General features: G+C 67.9%; 17 protein-coding genes. 4 read left to right on the top strand and 13 right to left on the bottom strand.

Annotated features, from left to right (window positions below):
* Nucleotides 1-58: 58 nt before the first annotated feature.
* From fliI to fliF, 5 genes are read right to left on the bottom strand one after another with little or no spacing between them, the layout of a single operon-like run.
* The gene (gene fliI / locus LXT13_RS10510; RefSeq protein ID WP_233371868.1) at nucleotides 59-1,489 is read right to left on the bottom strand and encodes a flagellar protein export ATPase FliI; all 1,431 of its coding nucleotides are present in this window, start codon (nucleotides 1,487-1,489) and stop codon (nucleotides 59-61) included.
* On the bottom strand, nucleotides 1,476-2,243 hold the full coding sequence (locus LXT13_RS10505; RefSeq protein ID WP_233371867.1) for a FliH/SctL family protein: 768 nt from the start codon (nucleotides 2,241-2,243) through the stop codon (nucleotides 1,476-1,478). The genes fliI and LXT13_RS10505 overlap by 14 nt, the downstream gene beginning before the upstream one ends.
* A 19-nt stretch (nucleotides 2,244-2,262) precedes the next feature.
* On the bottom strand, nucleotides 2,263-3,258 hold the full coding sequence (gene fliG / locus LXT13_RS10500; RefSeq protein WP_233371866.1) for a flagellar motor switch protein FliG: 996 nt from the start codon (nucleotides 3,256-3,258) through the stop codon (nucleotides 2,263-2,265).
* 9 nt (nucleotides 3,259-3,267) lie between these two features.
* Complete coding sequence (locus LXT13_RS28455; RefSeq protein ID WP_255719359.1) at nucleotides 3,268-3,396, bottom strand: hypothetical protein; 129 nt, start codon at nucleotides 3,394-3,396, stop codon at nucleotides 3,268-3,270.
* Nucleotides 3,393-5,087 (bottom strand): flagellar basal-body MS-ring/collar protein FliF, encoded by a 1,695-nt coding sequence (fliF, locus tag LXT13_RS10495; protein WP_233371865.1) that lies wholly within the window; start codon nucleotides 5,085-5,087, stop codon nucleotides 3,393-3,395. Before fliF ends, LXT13_RS28455 begins: the two co-directional genes overlap by 4 nt.
* Before the next feature lie 147 nt (nucleotides 5,088-5,234).
* Here fliF and fliE point away from each other — a divergent pair, with 147 nt between their 5' ends.
* Entirely contained in the window at nucleotides 5,235-5,561 is a 327-nt protein-coding gene (gene fliE, locus LXT13_RS10490; protein ID WP_233371864.1) for a flagellar hook-basal body complex protein FliE, read from the top strand.
* Nucleotides 5,562-5,959: 398 nt separating this feature from the next.
* Nucleotides 5,960-6,916, top strand: coding sequence for a cytochrome P450 (locus LXT13_RS10485; RefSeq protein ID WP_233371863.1), 957 nt, complete (start codon nucleotides 5,960-5,962; stop codon nucleotides 6,914-6,916).
* Nucleotides 6,917-6,933: 17 nt separating this feature from the next.
* On the opposite strand, the gene LXT13_RS10480 is transcribed toward LXT13_RS10485, so the two are convergent.
* The 8 genes from LXT13_RS10480 to LXT13_RS10445 form a co-directional block, all read right to left on the bottom strand.
* Nucleotides 6,934-7,419 (bottom strand): pilus assembly FimT family protein, encoded by a 486-nt coding sequence (locus LXT13_RS10480; protein ID WP_233371862.1) that lies wholly within the window; start codon nucleotides 7,417-7,419, stop codon nucleotides 6,934-6,936.
* Complete coding sequence (locus LXT13_RS10475) at nucleotides 7,416-8,150, bottom strand: flagellar brake protein (protein WP_233371861.1); 735 nt, start codon at nucleotides 8,148-8,150, stop codon at nucleotides 7,416-7,418. Before LXT13_RS10475 ends, LXT13_RS10480 begins: the two co-directional genes overlap by 4 nt.
* Nucleotides 8,151-8,292: 142 nt before the next feature.
* Nucleotides 8,293-8,592, bottom strand: a complete 300-nt coding sequence (locus LXT13_RS10470; RefSeq protein ID WP_233371860.1) for a flagellar protein FliT — start codon at nucleotides 8,590-8,592, stop codon at nucleotides 8,293-8,295.
* 41 nt (nucleotides 8,593-8,633) lie between these two features.
* Entirely contained in the window at nucleotides 8,634-9,068 is a 435-nt protein-coding gene (fliS, locus tag LXT13_RS10465) for a flagellar export chaperone FliS (protein WP_233371859.1), read from the bottom strand.
* Nucleotides 9,069-9,243: 175 nt separating this feature from the next.
* Nucleotides 9,244-10,695: a flagellar filament capping protein FliD gene (gene fliD / locus LXT13_RS10460; protein WP_233371858.1), complete on the bottom strand. Its 1,452-nt coding sequence runs from the start codon at nucleotides 10,693-10,695 to the stop codon at nucleotides 9,244-9,246.
* A gap of 85 nt (nucleotides 10,696-10,780) precedes the next feature.
* Nucleotides 10,781-11,662: a flagellin N-terminal helical domain-containing protein gene (locus LXT13_RS10455; RefSeq protein ID WP_233371857.1), complete on the bottom strand. Its 882-nt coding sequence runs from the start codon at nucleotides 11,660-11,662 to the stop codon at nucleotides 10,781-10,783.
* A gap of 198 nt (nucleotides 11,663-11,860) precedes the next feature.
* Nucleotides 11,861-12,727 (bottom strand): flagellin N-terminal helical domain-containing protein, encoded by an 867-nt coding sequence (locus tag LXT13_RS10450; protein WP_233371856.1) that lies wholly within the window; start codon nucleotides 12,725-12,727, stop codon nucleotides 11,861-11,863.
* A 235-nt stretch (nucleotides 12,728-12,962) separates the two neighbouring features.
* Nucleotides 12,963-13,826, bottom strand: a complete 864-nt coding sequence (locus LXT13_RS10445) for a flagellin N-terminal helical domain-containing protein (RefSeq protein ID WP_233371855.1) — start codon at nucleotides 13,824-13,826, stop codon at nucleotides 12,963-12,965.
* A gap of 440 nt (nucleotides 13,827-14,266) precedes the next feature.
* Here LXT13_RS10445 and LXT13_RS10440 point away from each other — a divergent pair, with 440 nt between their 5' ends.
* Nucleotides 14,267-14,737 (top strand): hypothetical protein, encoded by a 471-nt coding sequence (locus tag LXT13_RS10440; protein WP_233371854.1) that lies wholly within the window; start codon nucleotides 14,267-14,269, stop codon nucleotides 14,735-14,737.
* A 221-nt stretch (nucleotides 14,738-14,958) separates the two neighbouring features.
* Nucleotides 14,959-15,279 (top strand): flagellar transcriptional regulator FlhD, encoded by a 321-nt coding sequence (gene flhD / locus LXT13_RS10435; RefSeq protein WP_233371853.1) that lies wholly within the window; start codon nucleotides 14,959-14,961, stop codon nucleotides 15,277-15,279.
* Nucleotides 15,280-15,304: the final 25 nt, after the last annotated feature.

The following is a 15,304-nucleotide window of genomic DNA, read 5'->3' as shown; positions in this document are numbered from 1 at the left end:
CGGCACCGGACCGTGCGGTCCGACGCTTTATCGATATCGGCAGGCGCCGACCGGAGGTTTAGGCGCCCTGGACCACGGCCTGCAACTGGCTGACGCTGGCGTGAAGAAGTGCCGGGCTGTGCATGTCCTGCTGCAGTAGCCGCGTCATGTCGGCATGCAGGCGAACGGCCAGATCCAGCTCGGGGTCCGCGCCCGGGGCGTAGGCGCCGAGCTGGATCAGGTCGCGGGCCTTGTTGTATTTCGCCAGAAGCTGGCGGAAACGACGCGCGGAATCGACCTGGTTTTGGGGTGCAACACTGGTCATCACCCGGGAGATGGAGCGCTCGATGTCGATGGCCGGATAGTGGCCCGACTCGGCCAGCTCGCGGCTCAGCACGATGTGGCCGTCCAGGATGCCGCGCGCCGCATCGGCGATCGGGTCCTGCGGGTCGTCACCTTCCGTCAGGACGGTGTAGAACGCAGTGATGGAGCCTTCGCCCGGCAACCCGTTGCCGCTGCGCTCCACGAGCTGCGGCAGCTTGGCGAAGCAGCTGGGCGGGTAGCCCTTGGTGGCCGGCGGCTCGCCAATGGCCAGCGCGATCTCGCGTTGCGCCATCGCGTAGCGGGTGAGGCTGTCCATCAGCAGCAGCACGTGGCGGCCCTGGTCGCGGAAGTGCTCGGCGATGGCGGTCGCGTAATGCGCGCCCTGCATGCGCATGAGCGGCGGCGCGTCGGCCGGCGCGGCCACGACGACGCTGCGCTTGAGGCCCTGCTCGCCGAGGATGTCCTCGATGAACTCCTTCACTTCGCGGCCGCGCTCGCCGATGAGCCCGACGACGATGACGTCCGCCTGCGTGTAGCGGGCCATCATGCCCAGCAGCACCGACTTGCCGACGCCGGTACCGGCGAACAGGCCCAGGCGTTGGCCGCGGCCGACGGTCAGCAGCGCGTTGATGGCGCGCACGCCAGTGTCCAGCGGCGTGCGCACCGGGTCGCGGTCCATCGCGTTGATGGGCCGGCGCACCATGGGCTCGTTGTGGATGTTGGCGAGGTCGCCGCCGCGGTCCAGCGGGTGGCCGTGCGGGTCCACGACGCGGCCCAGCAGGCCGTCGCCCATCGGCAGGTGCAGGCCGCGGTCCTCGCCGCGCCGCCACGGGTGAAGCGGAGCCCCGAGCTGTGGCGCCAGCGGCGGCAGGTGACGCGGCACGACGGTGGCGCCGCTGGACAGGCCCTGCACCTCGTCGGTGGGCATCAGGTAGGCGCGGTCGCCCGAGAAGCCGACGACCTCGGCGTTGACCGGTGCCAGGCCGCGGCGCGGGCTGTTGCCGGAGCTGGGCATCTGGATGCGGCACACCGAGCCCATCGGCACCTTGATGCCGGTGGCCTCCAGCACGAGACCGGCCACGCGCACGAGCTTGCCCTGCGATTCGAGCGGCGCGACGTTGCCGGCCAGCGCTTCCAGGTCGGCGAGGTAGCGATGCCAGCGGTCGGTGCGCTCAGTCGTCGTCACCGTCGGCTCCGCGGCGGTCTTCCCAGATGGACTGCTGGCCGATGGAGGACACCGCCTGCTGCCAGCGCGTCGCGATCGTCGCGTCGACGCTGGCGATGTCGGCGTCCACCTTCACGCCACCGCGCGCCACCTCGGCATCGGGAATGAGCTGCGCCTCGCGGGCCTGCAGCTCGTTGCCGGCGCCGTCCTGCACGAGCGGGAAGTCGTCCGGATGCACGCGCACGCGCACGTGGCGGGCGGAAAGTTGCAGTGCCTCGACGGCATCGTGCGCCACGCGCGCGATCAGCTCGGGGCGTTGTTCGAGTTCGCTGCGCACGACCTGACGGGCCAGTTCGACGGCGATGCGCGCCACCGACTGCGCCATGTCGCCTTCCAACGCCTGCATCTCGGCGTCGAAGCTCTTCACGAGCTGGCCGACCTGGGCGCTGATCTGCTGCGCGAAGCTCTGCTTGAAGGCGTCCAGCGCGGCCATGCCATCGCGATAGCCGTCCTGGTAGCCGCCTTGCCGTGCGGTATGCAGCAGCTCGTGGATGTCCGGTTCGGGCGGCGGCGGCGGTTCGGCGGGGGCGGGCGGCGCGGCCGGCTTGGTGGGGGCAAACGGCGAGGCCGCGGTGTTGCCGCCCAAGTTGTCCAGGCTCCAGGAGCGCGCGCCCTGCAATTCCTCGCCGGGGATGAAGCGGGCATAGCTGCCGCGGCGGTCGCCCTCCCGGCGCTCGGGGGGGGGGACTTGGCGGGGTGGGGGACGGGAGGCCATGGCTCAGCGCGGGTCGGGGTCAGACGAACTGATCATCGCCGCCACCGGCCAGCACGATCTGACCTTCGTCGACGAGGCGGCGGACGATCTTCAGCATTTCCTTCTGCTCGGCCTCCACCTCGGACAGCCGCACCGGGCCACGGGTGTCGAGGTCCTCGCGCAGCGTCTCGGCGGCGCGGCTGGACATGTTGCGGAAGACCTTCTCGCGCAGGTCGGCGCTGGCGCCCTTGAGCGCGACGATGAGGCTCTCGCTCTGCACTTCCTTCAGCACCGCCTGGATGCCCTTGTCGTCGATCTTGTTCAGGTCGTCGAACGTGAACATGTTGTCCATGATCTTCTGGGCCAGGTCGGCATCCGCCTCGCGGATGTAGTCCAGCACCGATGCCTCGACGCTCGAGCCCATCATGTTGATGATCTCGGCAGCTGTCTTGGCGCCGCCCAGCGAGCTCTTCTTCATGCGCTCGCCGCCGGCCAGGATCTGGCTCATGACCTCGTTCAAGTCCTTTAGCGCCGTCGGCTGGATGCCGTCCAGCGTGGCGATGCGGATCAGCACCTCGTTGCGGCCGCGCTCGGTGAAGGTCTTGAGCACCTGGCTAGTCTGGTCGAAGTCCAGGTGAGCCAGGATGGCCGCGATGATCTGCGGGTGCTCGTTGCGCAGCAGTTCACCCACGCTGGCGGCGTCCATCCACTTCAGGCTCTCGATGGACGATACGTCGCTGCCCTGCAGGATGCGGTCCAGCAGCAGGTTGGCCTTGTCCTCACCGAGCGCCTTGCGCAGCACGGCGCGGACGTACTCGTCGGTGTCCGTGACGAGCGTGTGGTGGGTGTCGGCGAGGGTGTCGAACTTCTCCAGCACCTCCTCCACCTGCGCGCGCTTGATGACCTTGAGCTTGGCGATGGTCTCGCCGAGCGCCTGCACTTCCTTGGGCGACAGGTGCTTGAAGACCTCGCTGGCCTCTTCCTCGCCCAGCGACATCAACAGTATTGCGGCGCTCTCGATGCCCTTGTCGTCCATGTTCAAACCTCAACTGCCCGGAGCGTAGTGTCCGCGCTTGCGGGTCGAGCGCCGGGCCGCTCCCAAGCCGGCCCGCTTGGCGATGCGCACGAAGCTCGCGTTCAGCGATGCGAGGTTGGGCGAGGGGCTCATGTTCATGCGGTCTGGCCGGCCATCCAGTCGCGCACGATGTTGGCGACAGCCACCGGATTCTCGCGCGCCAGCGCGCGGGCGCGGTCGAGCTTTTCGTTGTGCAACGGGGCCTCCAGCTTGGGCATGCCGTTTGCGGTGGGCAGCAGCTCGGTGTCGTCGACGATCTCGTCGACCGTCTCGGGCTTCTCTTCCGGCGGCAGCGGGGCGGCCGCCTTGATGGCCGGGCGGATCATGCCGAAGACGGCGATCAGCGCGATGGCGACGAAGGCCAGCGGCACGATGGCGCTGCGGGCGAGGTCCAGCAGCCACGGCTGCTTCCAGATCGGCAGGTCGCCCGGCTCGGTCTTGTCGCCGACGAACGGTGCGCTGACGACCTTGACCGAGTCGCCGCGTTCGGCGTTGAAGCCCATGGCCTCCTTCACGAGGTCGGTCAGGCGTTCGATCTCTTCGGCCGGGACGGGCTGCTGCGTCGTCTTGCCCTTGCTGTCGGTGACCGTGCGGTGGTTGACGACGATGGCCGCGTTCAGCCGCTTGACGTTGCCGACAGCGCCGCGCGTGACGCGCACGGTCTTGTCCAGCTCGTAGTTCGTGACCTGCTCGCGGCGGCTGCTGTTCGTCCCGGCGCCGCCTTGCGTGGGCTGCAGCGGGGCGCTTGCGCCGTTGATGGGCGCCGTGGCCGGCACGGGCGGCTGATTGGTGGCCGCGCCCGGCACGCCGGTGGGTGGCGTGGCGTTGGCGTTGGTGCTCTCGCTGGTCTGGTTGGAGCGTACGGCGGCCTGGGTGTTGGCGCCCTGGTTGGGGCGGTACTCTTCGGCGGTGGCCTCGGTCTGCGAGAAGTCCACGTCGGCGGTGACGGTGGCACGCAGGTTGTCGCGGCCCACCACGGGCTCCAGCAGCTCGAAGATGCGCTTGTTGAAACCGGCCTCGACCTGCTGCTTGTACTGCAGCTGCTGGCTGTCCAGACCGGTCGCCGCGTCGGCCCCGGCCTGCGAGATCAGCGCGCCGGTCTGGTCCAGCACGCTGACGGCTTTGGTTGACAGCTCGGGCACGGCATTGGACACGAGGTGCACGATGCCGGCGATCTGGTTGCGGTCCAGCGCCCGGCCGCCGCGCAGCGTCAGGAAGACGCTCGCGCTGGGCTTCTGCTGCTCGCGGAAGAAGCCGTTCTGCTGCGGAATGGCCAGGTGCACGCGGGCGTCGGCCACATCGGACATGGCGGCGATCGTGCGGGCCAGTTCGCCTTCCAGGCCGCGCTGGAAGTTCAGCCGTTCGGCGAACTGCGTCTGCCCGATGCTGGACTTGTCCATCAGCTCGAAGCCCACCGCATTGCCGTTGCCGCCCTTGGGCAGGCCTTGCGCCGCCAGCTTCATGCGCAGCTCGTAGACCTGGCCGGCCGGCACGAGGATGGTGCCTCCGGCCTCGTGCTTGTAGGGCACGTTCATCGCCGACAGCTGGCCGATGACGGCGCCGCCGTCCTTGTCGGCCAGGCCGCTGAACAGCGGCCGGTAGTCTCCCTGGGACGACCACAGTGTTATGGCCAGCACGGCGCCGGCCAGCGCCAGCAGGCCGGCGCCCATCGTCAGCTTGCTGCGCAGCGGCAGGCCGTTCAGGCGCTGGACGAAGTTGGGTGGCCCGGCGTCGACCGGGGTCAGCACCACGGGGGCGGCGGCAGCGGGGGCGCTCAGGGCGTTGTCCATCGGGGCAGGGTCAGGCAGCGGGGCCGGGGAGTCCGGCGATGGCGCAAATTATTCGTGGCGGCCCCCTCAAGAAAGCGCCGAAGTAGCCGACGCGGGCGCCGCATCTCGGCCCTTCGCGCGAGGGGCTTGCTGCCAAAGTGCCGTCCCATGGACATGAAGCTGCGCCCCTTCGACTTCGCCCAGGCCGCTGCCCGCGCGGGCCTGGCGGTCAATGGCCAGCCGCTGTCGGTGAAGCCGGCCGCCACGTCAGGCGCCAGCTTCGGCGATGCGATGACGCAGGCGCTGAAGAACGTCAGCGCCCAGCAGAACGAGGCCTCTCGCCTGCAGCGCGAGGTGCAACTGGACAACCCCACCGTCAGCCTCGAGGAGACGATGGTCGCCATGCAGAAGGCGCAGATCGGCTTCCAGGCGACGTTGCAGGTGAGGAATCGGCTGGTCTCGGCGTACTCCGAGATCATGAACATGCAGATCTGACGGCGTCGCCGGCGCGGCTCCCGGAGTGGGGGCCGTAACATGCCGCCCGGCCCGCGCCGCCGGGGCGCCCCGATCGTTCCCTGGGCACCCGGGCCGCGGCGCCCGGAGACGAGACCATTCCTCACGAACTCACCCAGCAGGCACCTGTGGCGACAGGCGTATTCCGCGGCGATCCGTACGCACAGTACCGTGCGCTGCGTGACCGCGGCCCTATCCACTGGGCGCCGGACGCGTTCGGCGGCGCCTGGCTGCTGACCACGTTCGACGGTGTGCAGGCTGCGCTGAAGGACGCGCGATTGTCAGCACAGCGCACGGGGGGATGGGTCATGCGTAATGCGCTGCGCGGCAGCCCGGACCGGCGCCGCTTGACGGACATGCAACGGCTGTTCGCTCGCGCCATGCTGTTCGTCGACAAGCCGGCCCACCCCCGTCTGCGTGCAGCGATGCAGCATGCGTTTCGGCCCGCCCGGATCGAGGCGATGCGCGGACAGGTCCGCGATGTCGTCGACGGGCTGATCGACGACATCGAGCGGGATCTGCCGGGCACCACGTCGTTCGACTTCATCCAGCGGTTCGCGATGCCCCTGCCCAGCCGCGTGATGTCTCGATTCCTGGGGCTGCGCGTGACGGATGAGGGCCGGTTCCTCGCTTGGTCGCAGCAGCTGGCCACATTCCTGGGTTCCGTGGCACCGACGATGGACGAAACGCTGGCCGCGCATGCGAGCCTCGTCGCCATGAGCGACGAGATCGACCGCTGCATCCGGGAGAAGGACCTCGACGAGGACGGCCTGATTGCGGGCCTGGCGACGGCCGAGGCTGACGGCCTTGTCGAAGGCCGTGCGGAATTGCTGGCCCAGTGCGCAATGCTGCTGTTCGCCGGACACGAGACGACGCGACATCTGCTGGGCACCGCCGTGTACTGGCTGCTCGGCGAACGCGGCCGGTGGCAGGCGCTGCAGGAGCCTGTGCTGCTCGGCTCCGCGGTGCGTGAGCTGCTGCGCTGGGACAGCCCGGTGCAGTACACCGGCCGCCGCGCCAACTGCGACTTCCAGCTGTTCGGCGCGGACATCCGGCGTGGTGACCTCGTGTTGCCGCTCATCGGCGCGGCCAATCGCGATCCGGCGCGCTACGACGGCGCGGATCACCTCGTGCTGGACCGCAAGCTCGGCATGCCGCTGTCGTTCGGCACGGGCCCCCATGTCTGCATCGGCGCCGGTCTCATGATGATGGAGGCCGAGTGCGCGCTCGGTGCGCTGGTCCGGCGCTGGCCGCAACTCGCACTGGCCGAGGCGGACCCGCCGTGGATCGAAGCACCCCTCTACCGGGGGCTGAAGTCGCTGCAGTTGCGCCGCTGACGGGCGTCACGGCGCCCTCAGCAGCTGCCCTTGCGCGCGTCCGCGCCGCAGATGGCCGGGCGGCCCAGCGGGTTCAGGTCGATGTGGAGCTGCTGGTTGTGGTCGTTGGACAGGCCGATGCGCGTCCAGCCCATCGCGCGTCCCAGGCCGGCTTCGAAGGTGATGGCCTGGCCGGACTGCAGCAGCGTGCCCTTGTGGTCGCGAAATGACACGCTGCCCAGCTCGCAGCGCGGCAAGCCGGTGGCGCAGTCGCAGGGCGCCTGGCGGCTGACGCCCCAGCACCACTGCGGGCCGCTGTTGAAGGTGACGTGGATATTGCGCCGCTCGTCCACGCTCGAGGTGCGGGCGCGGCGCAGGTCCATCTCCAGCAGCTCGGCGACGTGGCGCAGGCGCTGCCGCGCGATGTAGCTGGCATAGCTGGGCACGGCCGCGGCCAGGATGATGGCGATCACGGCCAACGTGAAGGCGGCCTCGATGAGCGTGAAGCCGCGGCGTCGCCTCATGCGTCGAGCTTCAGCAGACGGCGGCGCTTCTGCGTTTGGTCGACGTAGACCTGCAGCGAGCGGCTGGCCGCGGCGTCGAGATCGACGAAGGCACAGCCCAGCTGGCGCATGCCGTGCGGGTCACCCGCGATCGGGCTGGTGTGGTGGGGCAGCAGCGCGATGCGCAGCGCGGTCATGCGGTCGAGCTCCAGCACCAGGCCTTCGCTGGTGCGCCCGTCGGGCAGCGGCGACACGTCGGCCGGCAGCGCCAGCGCCAGGCCGCCGATGCTGATGTCCAGCACGCGCAGCGCGCGCCCGGGCTGGTCGACCGGCCCGGGCAGCACGACGCGCGGGTAGACGCTGCCGGCCGGCTGCACACGGAACGCGTGGCGGCGCTGGAAGCGATAGAGCCGCTCGGGCAGGCCCGTGCGCAGCACGGCACCCTGCTCGCCGCTGACGAGGACGGCACCCTCCAGCTCGAACTGCAGTTTGATGGCGCCGATGTAGGCCACGGCCGTGATCTCGGCGCTGGCCACCAGGGATTGGCTGATCCCGTCGGGGTCGGCACCGATCTCCAGGCCCAGCACGTTCGAGGCGGCGTCCAGCGCGGTGATGCGGCTGGCCAGACTCTGGCCAGGCGGCCCGTTGAGCAGTACTGTCGCTCCCTCACGCTGCAGTTGTTGCAGGTAGGCCGCGATCTCCGCCGGCGCTGCGACGCGGAATTCCTCGGGAGCGGCTTCGGGGGCGGTCATGCCGGAGATGGTAGTCGCGAGGCAGGGGCTCGGCGCGTGAACGCATCACGCTTGGGGGCCGGGCGCCGGGCCCGGCCTGAGCGAAGTGCGAGCGACTCTATGCCGCTTGCATCGCCGTCCCCTCGGGGACCGGGCGAGGGGCTCAATGCACCAGCCGGCTCTTGCCCTTCAGCACATGGTCCAGGTCTTCCAGCCAGGGCTCGGCGAGGTGGCGGATCTCGGCGTCATTGAGCAGGATGCGCTGCATGATGCGCGTCTTCAGCTGCGACTCGCCGGGTGCCAGATGGTTCTGGTGCGCGGCGGCCTTCAGCTGCGAGATCAGCAGCACGCAGGCGCCTTCAAGCTTGACGACTTCGTCCCAGTTGCCCGTGCGAGCGGCTGTCAGCATGTCGGCGCTGGCCTGCTCGATGGCCTCGTAGTAGTTCAGCAGTTCGGAGTTCATTGCGGGGTCACCGGGTGAATCTGCAAAGGAGTGACGGCGCCTCACGCGGCTCGCCTCGCGCCGTCGCCCTGGGCGGCCGGCGTGCCGGCGATGGCGGTCCACGCCTCGCGCACGGGCGTCAGCAGACGCTGGCATTCCTCGATGGCGGTCAGGTCGCTGCGCAGGTTGGCCTGCGTCAGCCGCATGCACACGTAGCCGTAGAGCTCGCGCAGGTCAGTGGCCAGTTGGCCGGCGGACAGATCCAGGCCGGCACGCAGGCCTTCGTCCAGGATGCGCACCGCGCGGGTCAGTGCCCGCCCCTTGAGCTCCACGTTCTGCGCCTGGATGGCGGCGCTGGCCTGAGCCATCGCGTCGAACACGCCGTCGAACAGCATGGCCACGAGACGGTGCGGGCTGGCGGCCTGCACGTCCGTCTCCAGGCCAACCTTGGCATAGAGGGTGGCGCGCTGGTTGCGGGCTGCGAAGGGGGAGGTCATGTTGCCGTACATGGGGTGGGCCGGAGGCATCGTCGTTGTTGAATGTTTTTTCGGCCTCCGCCCGCCGGACTTGAGCCGCCTTGCCGCGGAACACGACGGAACTGTGCGCTTATTTGTCTCGACCAGACAACGAAAAGGCGGCCTCGCGGGCCGCCTTCTCATCGTGACGCCAGGCTCACTTGTTCAGTGCGGCGAGCTGCTGGGTGAGGTAGTTGGACAGGCTGCTGTACTGGCTCATCTTGGTGTCCAGCGCCGAGTACTGCGCGCGCAGCCGCTTCTCTGTGGAGGCAGCCCGGTCGTTGAGTGAATCCACGCGCTTGTTGTTGCTGTCGATCTCGGCCTGCAGGCCCTTCTGGCGGGAGGACACGCTGCCGTCCACGCTCAGCGCCTGGTCCACCAGGCTGCGGATCTGCGTCGCAAAGCCGCTGTTGCTGCCGTCGTTGCTGTCCACGCCCATAAAGAAGGCCTTCAGGTCGGTCAGATTGGTCAGCGCGCCGTCGAGCTTGGCGCCCGTGGTGGGCAGATTGCCGTCGGAGCCCGGTGCGAGGCCGATGTCGGCCAGCCGATGCAGCGTCGTGCTCATCGACGTGGAGCCGCCGACGATGCCGCGCAGCCGGTTGTTCAGGCCGACGGCCGTGGAGTCGCCCTGCAGCGGCGCGGCCGTCTTGCTGGAGGAGTCGTACTTGGTCTGGGCCCGCAGCAGCTGGTTGACGGCGTTGTAGGCGGTCGTGAAGTCGGTGACGGCCTTCTTGATGGCATCGGCATCCTGCGTCACGCTCAGCATGACGGCCTGCGAGGGCGGGATGGTCCGCAGCAGCGTGATGTTCAGCCCGTCGATGGCGGAGGTCAGCGAATTCGTCTCGGAGCTGATCGGCAAGCCGTTCAGGATGGCCCGCGCGTTGGCGGCTGGCAGCGACAGCGACATCTGGCTGACCGATGTGCTGGGGTCGTAGGCGAGCTGCGACAGCCCGGAGGCATCGCCGCCATTGCCGTCGGCATCGTTGACGGTCACGCGGAAGGCATTGCTTTCACCGCTGGTGCGGGACGTCAGCGTCAGCCGCGAGCCCGTCGCATCGGTGACGACGGCTGCCGTGACGCCGGCGCCCGCCGCATTGATCTTGTCGCGGATCTGCGTGAGCTGGTCCTGCCCCGGCGCGATGGCGATGGTCACCGGCGTGGTGCTGGGCTTGCTCGTGAAGCTGGTGGTGCCCGAGTTCGCGTCGGTCGACCAACTGCCCAACTCGATCGTCAGCGAACCCTGGCCAATGCTGGCCGTGGGGCTGGAGAACGTGGAGGACGCCAGCGTCTGCGCGGCCGCCAGCTGGCTGACGCTGATGGAAACGCTGCCGATGGCGGCGCCGGACGACGCGACGGCCGTGAGGGCCGTGGCGTCGCTGGAGGAAACCTTTGCGCCAGCCCAGGTGTCGGGGCTGGTCAGCTTGGACGCGGCGTCGCGCAGGGCCGACAGCGAGCTCTGGATCTGGCCGTAGGTCGACAGCTTGGTCTTGAGGCCGTCGGTCTTCTGGGCGATGTCATTGATCGGCTGCTGCTCGACGGACATCAGTTTGGTGATGACCGATTCGACGTCGAGACCGCTTCCGATACCGAGAGATGAAATGGTGGCCATGGCTCAGCAATGCAAAAAAGGCCGATATGCCAAGGCGATATCGGCCGGGTTTGCGTGGACTTTAGGGCTTTGGCTAAAAATTTCCTCAGCCGTTCCGCAGCAGCGACAGGACCTGCTGCGGCAACTGGTTGGCTTGGGCCACCATGGCGTTGCCCGCCTGCTGCAGGATCTGGGCGCGGCTCATATTGGCCGTTTCCTGTGCGAAGTCGGCATCCATGATGCGGCTGCGGGCGGAAGTCTGGTTCTCCACGGCCACCTGCAGGTTGGAGATGACAGCGTCAAAGCGCGACTGGATGGCGCCGTAGGTGGCCCGGGTGTTGTTGACGGTGTTCAGCGCCGTGTCGATATCGTCGATAACGGTACCCAGCGCGGCGAAGTCGGCCGAGTTGTCGATCAGCGCGGGGAAGGGCACCGTGCCACTGCCGAGCAGTTTCGTGACGGTCGTGTCCTGCGTCAGGTCCAGCGCCGTCACCGTGATGGAGTCGTTGGCCGTCGTGTTGGCGCCAATCTGGAACGTCTGCCCCGTGCCGGCCCCCACCCCTGCCGTGTCGGCCAGGATCGGTTTGCTGTTGAAGGTCGTGGCGTTGATGATCCGCCAGATTTCCGAGCCGAGCTGCTCGAATTCCTTGTTCAGCGAGTCCTTGTCGGAACTGCTGTTGGTGGCGTTGCGCGCCTGCACCGTCAGCTCCCGCATCCGCTGCAGGTTGTCGCCGATCTTGCCTAGCGCGCCTTCCGCGGTCTGCGCCAGGGAGATGCCGTCGTTGGCGTTGCGGATCGCGACGTTCATGCCGCGGACCTGCGTGTTCATTCGCTCGGCAATGGCCAGGCCCGCCGCGTCGTCCTTGGCGGAATTCACCCGCAGGCCGGACGACAGGCGCTGCATCGACGTCGCGAGCGAACTCTGCGAGGCATTCAGATTGCGCTGAGCGTTCAGCGAGTTGATGTTGGTGTTGATGGTCTGGGGCATCGCGCACTCCTGGGGTCAGTCGCCGAGCCGGCTCAAAGCCAGACTCGATGGACCGAATTCTGCGGATGCGATGCGGGGCCAAAAGGCCGATCAAGACCTCAAACCACGTCCAATCTGTTGCTCTGCTGGCGCTTTGGCCGCCGCCGCGGTGCCGGCCGGGCCGGACCGCGGGCGACGCCTGCCCCAGTGTCGTCGAACTCAGCTGCGCAGCAGCGCCAGCACTTGTTGCGGCAGCTGGTTGGCCTGCGCCACCATCGTGTTGCCGGCCTGCTGCAGGATCTGTGCTCTGCTCAGGTTGGCGGTTTCCTGGGCAAAGTCCGCGTCCATGATGCGGCTTCGCGACGCGCTCTGGTTCTCCACAGCGACCTGCAGGTTGGAGATGACGGCGTCGAACCGGTTCTGCGAGGCGCCCAGCGTCGCGCGTTCGCCGTTGACCTTGTCCAGCGCGGTGTCGATGTTGGAGATGACGGCGTCAATCGAGGCGCCATCCGCCGTGTTGTCGATGACGGCGCGGCCCGTGCCGGTGTTGTCGCTGCCAGCGACGGTGGTGATCTCGGTCGTCGTCGTCATGTTGCTCGTGACGATGTCGATGCGGTCATTGGCCGTCGTGTTGGCGCCGACCTGGAAGGTCTGAGTGCCCGACTCGGTGGCCAGCACCGCCTTGCCGTTGAAGGTGGTGCCGGCCAGCACGCGCTGGATTTCCTTGGCGAGTTCGCCGAACTCCTTGTCGAGCGAGTCCTTGTCGGCACTGGTATTGGTGGCGTTTCGCGACTGCACCGCCAGCTCGCGCATGCGCTGCAGCGCGTCGCCCACCTTGGACAGCGCGCCTTCAGCAGTCTGTGCCAGCGAGATACCGTCGTTGGCATTGCGGATGGCGACCTGAGAGCCCCGCACCTGGGCGTTCATGCGCTCGGCGATGGCCAGGCCGGCGGCGTCGTCCTTGGCGGAGTTGACGCGCAGGCCCGACGACAGGCGCTGCATGGACACCTGCAGGGACGACTGGGACATCGCCGTGTTGCGCTGTGCGTTCAGCGAGGCGAGGTTGGTGTTGATGATCTGGGGCATGACTCAATCCTTTCGTTGACGAGGGCGTCTGGTACGTAGTCCTCGAATGAATCGCGAACCCGTTGGGATGCTTATCGTCGGCACGACGGATTGACTTGAATCCTTTTTTCACACGGCGCCTGAAAGACGCCCCCCGCCAGGGCGGGGCGGCGTTCAAGGTGCTTGTGCTGGAGGCGTGAGGTTTTGCGTCTTCGGAGTGGACGCTTCACTCAGGGCCAGCGGTGCTGGCCCGGCGTCATCGAAGCAATGACAGGACTTGCGACGGGATCTGGTTCGCCTGGGCGATCATCGCGTTGCCTGCCTGCTGGAGGATGTTCGCTCGGGAGAGGTTGGCGGTTTCCTGCGCAAAGTCGGCATCGGTGATGCGGCTCTTCGCGGCGCTCTGGTTCTCCACCGAGATCTGCAGGTTGGAGATGACCTGGTCCATGCGGTTTTGGGCGGCGCCGAGGGTCGCGCGCTCGGAGCTGACCTTGTTGATCGCAGTGTCGATGTTCGAGATGACGCCATCGATGGCGGTGCCGTCGGCGGTGTTGTCGATGACGGCGCGGCCCGTGCCGGTGTTGTCCGAGCCGGCCACGGTCGTGATTTCCGTCGCGGTCGTCATGTTGGACGTGGAGACGTCGATGCGGTCGTTGCTCGTCACGTTGGCGCCGACCTGGAAGGTCTGGGTGCCCGAGTCGGTTGCCAGGATGGCGCGGCCGTTGAAGGTCGTGCCGCCCAGCACGCGCTGGATTTCCTTGGACAGCTCGCCGAATTCCTTGTCCAGCGAGTCCTTGTCGGCGCTGGTGTTCGTCGCGTTGCGGGCCTGGACCGCCAGTTCACGCATGCGCTGCAGCGAGTCGTTGACCTTGGCCAGCGCGCCTTCCGCCGTCTGCGACAGCGAAATGCCGTCGTTGGCGTTGCGGATGGCGACGTTGGAGCCGCGGACCTGGGCGTTCAGACGCTCGGAGATCGCGAGGCCGGCGGCGTCGTCCTTGGCGGAATTGACCCGCAGACCCGAGGACAGGCGCTGCAGCGAGGTGGCCAGCGAGCTCTGCGACGCAGAGGTGTTGCGCTGCGCATTCAGCGACAGCAAATTGGTGTTGATGACAGAGGCCATGATGCGCTTCCTTTCAGCTTGATATACCCGGCAAGGCGCCGGACGAAGACCCGAGTGCCCGGGTGAGGCACCCGTGCTGCTCCCTCAAGCCTGCCGTGAGGCACGCCTTCGGGAGCGACGCCCGACGCCAGTCAACCGTTGAAGCCCGTGACGCCACCCGTGAGCGTCGTCACACCACCTCGGCCTTCCAGCCGGACCACGAACCCGTTTCGGGGTGCGTTGGAATGGCTATCGGAGTGCGGGACAAGTTTCTTTAGGCCGATTTGTCAAGGCCGTGATCTTTTGAATAAAAGGCGATGCAGGTGCCTGTTCATCGGATCGGCCGCCGGCGCGGGAAGCGGCCCGGGAAAGCGCGGCTTTTCAAGGGATCGGCAGCTGGCCCCATTCCTAAAGTGCGACCCATCCCGGCCGAACCCCTGTGCCGGACTGGAGCCCCCGCCATGCGCGCCCAACCGACCGCACAACGCACCACCCCACGCAACGGCCACCGCCCCGTCGCGGTCCCGGCCAACGACCCCGCCATGCTGCTGGCCCGGGCCCGCAACGCCGCGTATGCCGAAGCGGCCAAGGGCAACTTTGGCGGCGGCCTGGGTGTGCTGTATGACGCGCTGCAGGACGAACCGATGAGCCACGAGCTGCTGTCCGACATGGCCGCGCTGCTGCTGGCCGCCGGCAAGCTGGAGCATGCCGCCGGCTATGCAGACCGCGCGTTGCAGGCTCGCGTCAAGCATGGCCCGAGCCTCTACACGCTGGCTTTCGCGCTGTCGGGCCTGGGACAGACGGACCGTGCCATCGGCGTGCTGACCGAACTGCAAAGTGGTGTCGGCCGCGACAGTCTGCAGGCCGAGGCGCCTGAGCTGGTGCCGGTGGCCATGATCGAACTGGAGCGCCTGAAGCGCGCCCGCGACTGACGCTCCCGTATCCCTTGCCTCACAAAGGCCCCGCCAGCGCAAGCTGCCGGGGCCTTTGCTTTGGGTCCCTGACGCCGCTGTAGGAATTTGCCTGACACGGCCTTCCTGCGAAGGGGACGCCGCGCACCGACAGAGCCTGATATCGCTGGAGAAGGGCGGTCAACACAATCCGTTTCACTGATCCGCAACACCCCTTCAACTCTCCGAAACGGAACGCCGCCATGAACACCGATCAAATGCTCGCCGAGATCCGTGAAGCCAACCTGTCCTACCTGATGCTGGCTCAGAGCCTCATCCGTGCGGACCGTGAACAGGCGCTGTACCGCCTGGGCATTAGTGAGGAGACGGCGACGCTGATCGGCACTCTGAGCCCGGCCCAGATCATGAAGATCGCTTCCGGCAACACGCTGCTGTGCGCCTTCCGCATGAGCGACGACCTGGTGTGGGGCCTGCTGACCAACCACACCAAGCCGGGTGCGAACGAGTCGGTGTCGCGTCTGCATGCGTCGATCCTCATGGCCGGCCGCCACGAGCACGCCTGACCCCACCCGCACTTCACTGCCCACT

Source organism: Pelomonas cellulosilytica, from assembly GCF_021353265.1.
Classification (GTDB): Bacteria; Pseudomonadota; Gammaproteobacteria; order Burkholderiales; family Burkholderiaceae_C; genus Pelomonas; species Pelomonas cellulosilytica.
Note: the sequence above shows the minus strand (reverse complement) of the source record. Positions and strands in the feature narration are given on the sequence as shown.

What these genes read in the sequence shown, in the direction of transcription:
- LXT13_RS10475 (WP_233371861.1), bottom strand. Translation starts at nt 8,150, where the DNA reads ATGACCGCCCCCGAAGCCGCTCCCGAGGAATTCCGCGTCGCAGCGCCG.
- LXT13_RS10485 (WP_233371863.1), top strand. Translation starts at nt 5,960, where the DNA reads ATGCTGTTCGTCGACAAGCCGGCCCACCCCCGTCTGCGTGCAGCGATG.
- LXT13_RS28455 (WP_255719359.1), bottom strand. Translation starts at nt 3,396, where the DNA reads ATGAACATGAGCCCCTCGCCCAACCTCGCATCGCTGAACGCGAGCTTC.
- LXT13_RS10505 (WP_233371867.1), bottom strand. Translation starts at nt 2,243, where the DNA reads ATGGCCTCCCGTCCCCCACCCCGCCAAGTCCCCCCCCCCGAGCGCCGG.
- LXT13_RS10440 (WP_233371854.1), top strand. Translation starts at nt 14,267, where the DNA reads ATGCGCGCCCAACCGACCGCACAACGCACCACCCCACGCAACGGCCAC.
- fliD (WP_233371858.1), bottom strand. Translation starts at nt 10,695, where the DNA reads ATGGCCACCATTTCATCTCTCGGTATCGGAAGCGGTCTCGACGTCGAA.
- LXT13_RS10470 (WP_233371860.1), bottom strand. Translation starts at nt 8,592, where the DNA reads ATGAACTCCGAACTGCTGAACTACTACGAGGCCATCGAGCAGGCCAGC.
- fliG (WP_233371866.1), bottom strand. Translation starts at nt 3,258, where the DNA reads ATGGACGACAAGGGCATCGAGAGCGCCGCAATACTGTTGATGTCGCTG.
- LXT13_RS10450 (WP_233371856.1), bottom strand. Translation starts at nt 12,727, where the DNA reads ATGCCCCAGATCATCAACACCAACCTCGCCTCGCTGAACGCACAGCGC.
- LXT13_RS10455 (WP_233371857.1), bottom strand. Translation starts at nt 11,662, where the DNA reads ATGCCCCAGACCATCAACACCAACATCAACTCGCTGAACGCTCAGCGC.
- fliF (WP_233371865.1), bottom strand. Translation starts at nt 5,087, where the DNA reads ATGGACAACGCCCTGAGCGCCCCCGCTGCCGCCGCCCCCGTGGTGCTG.
- fliS (WP_233371859.1), bottom strand. Translation starts at nt 9,068, where the DNA reads ATGACCTCCCCCTTCGCAGCCCGCAACCAGCGCGCCACCCTCTATGCC.
- fliE (WP_233371864.1), top strand. Translation starts at nt 5,235, where the DNA reads ATGGACATGAAGCTGCGCCCCTTCGACTTCGCCCAGGCCGCTGCCCGC.
- flhD (WP_233371853.1), top strand. Translation starts at nt 14,959, where the DNA reads ATGAACACCGATCAAATGCTCGCCGAGATCCGTGAAGCCAACCTGTCC.
- LXT13_RS10480 (WP_233371862.1), bottom strand. Translation starts at nt 7,419, where the DNA reads ATGAGGCGACGCCGCGGCTTCACGCTCATCGAGGCCGCCTTCACGTTG.
- LXT13_RS10445 (WP_233371855.1), bottom strand. Translation starts at nt 13,826, where the DNA reads ATGGCCTCTGTCATCAACACCAATTTGCTGTCGCTGAATGCGCAGCGC.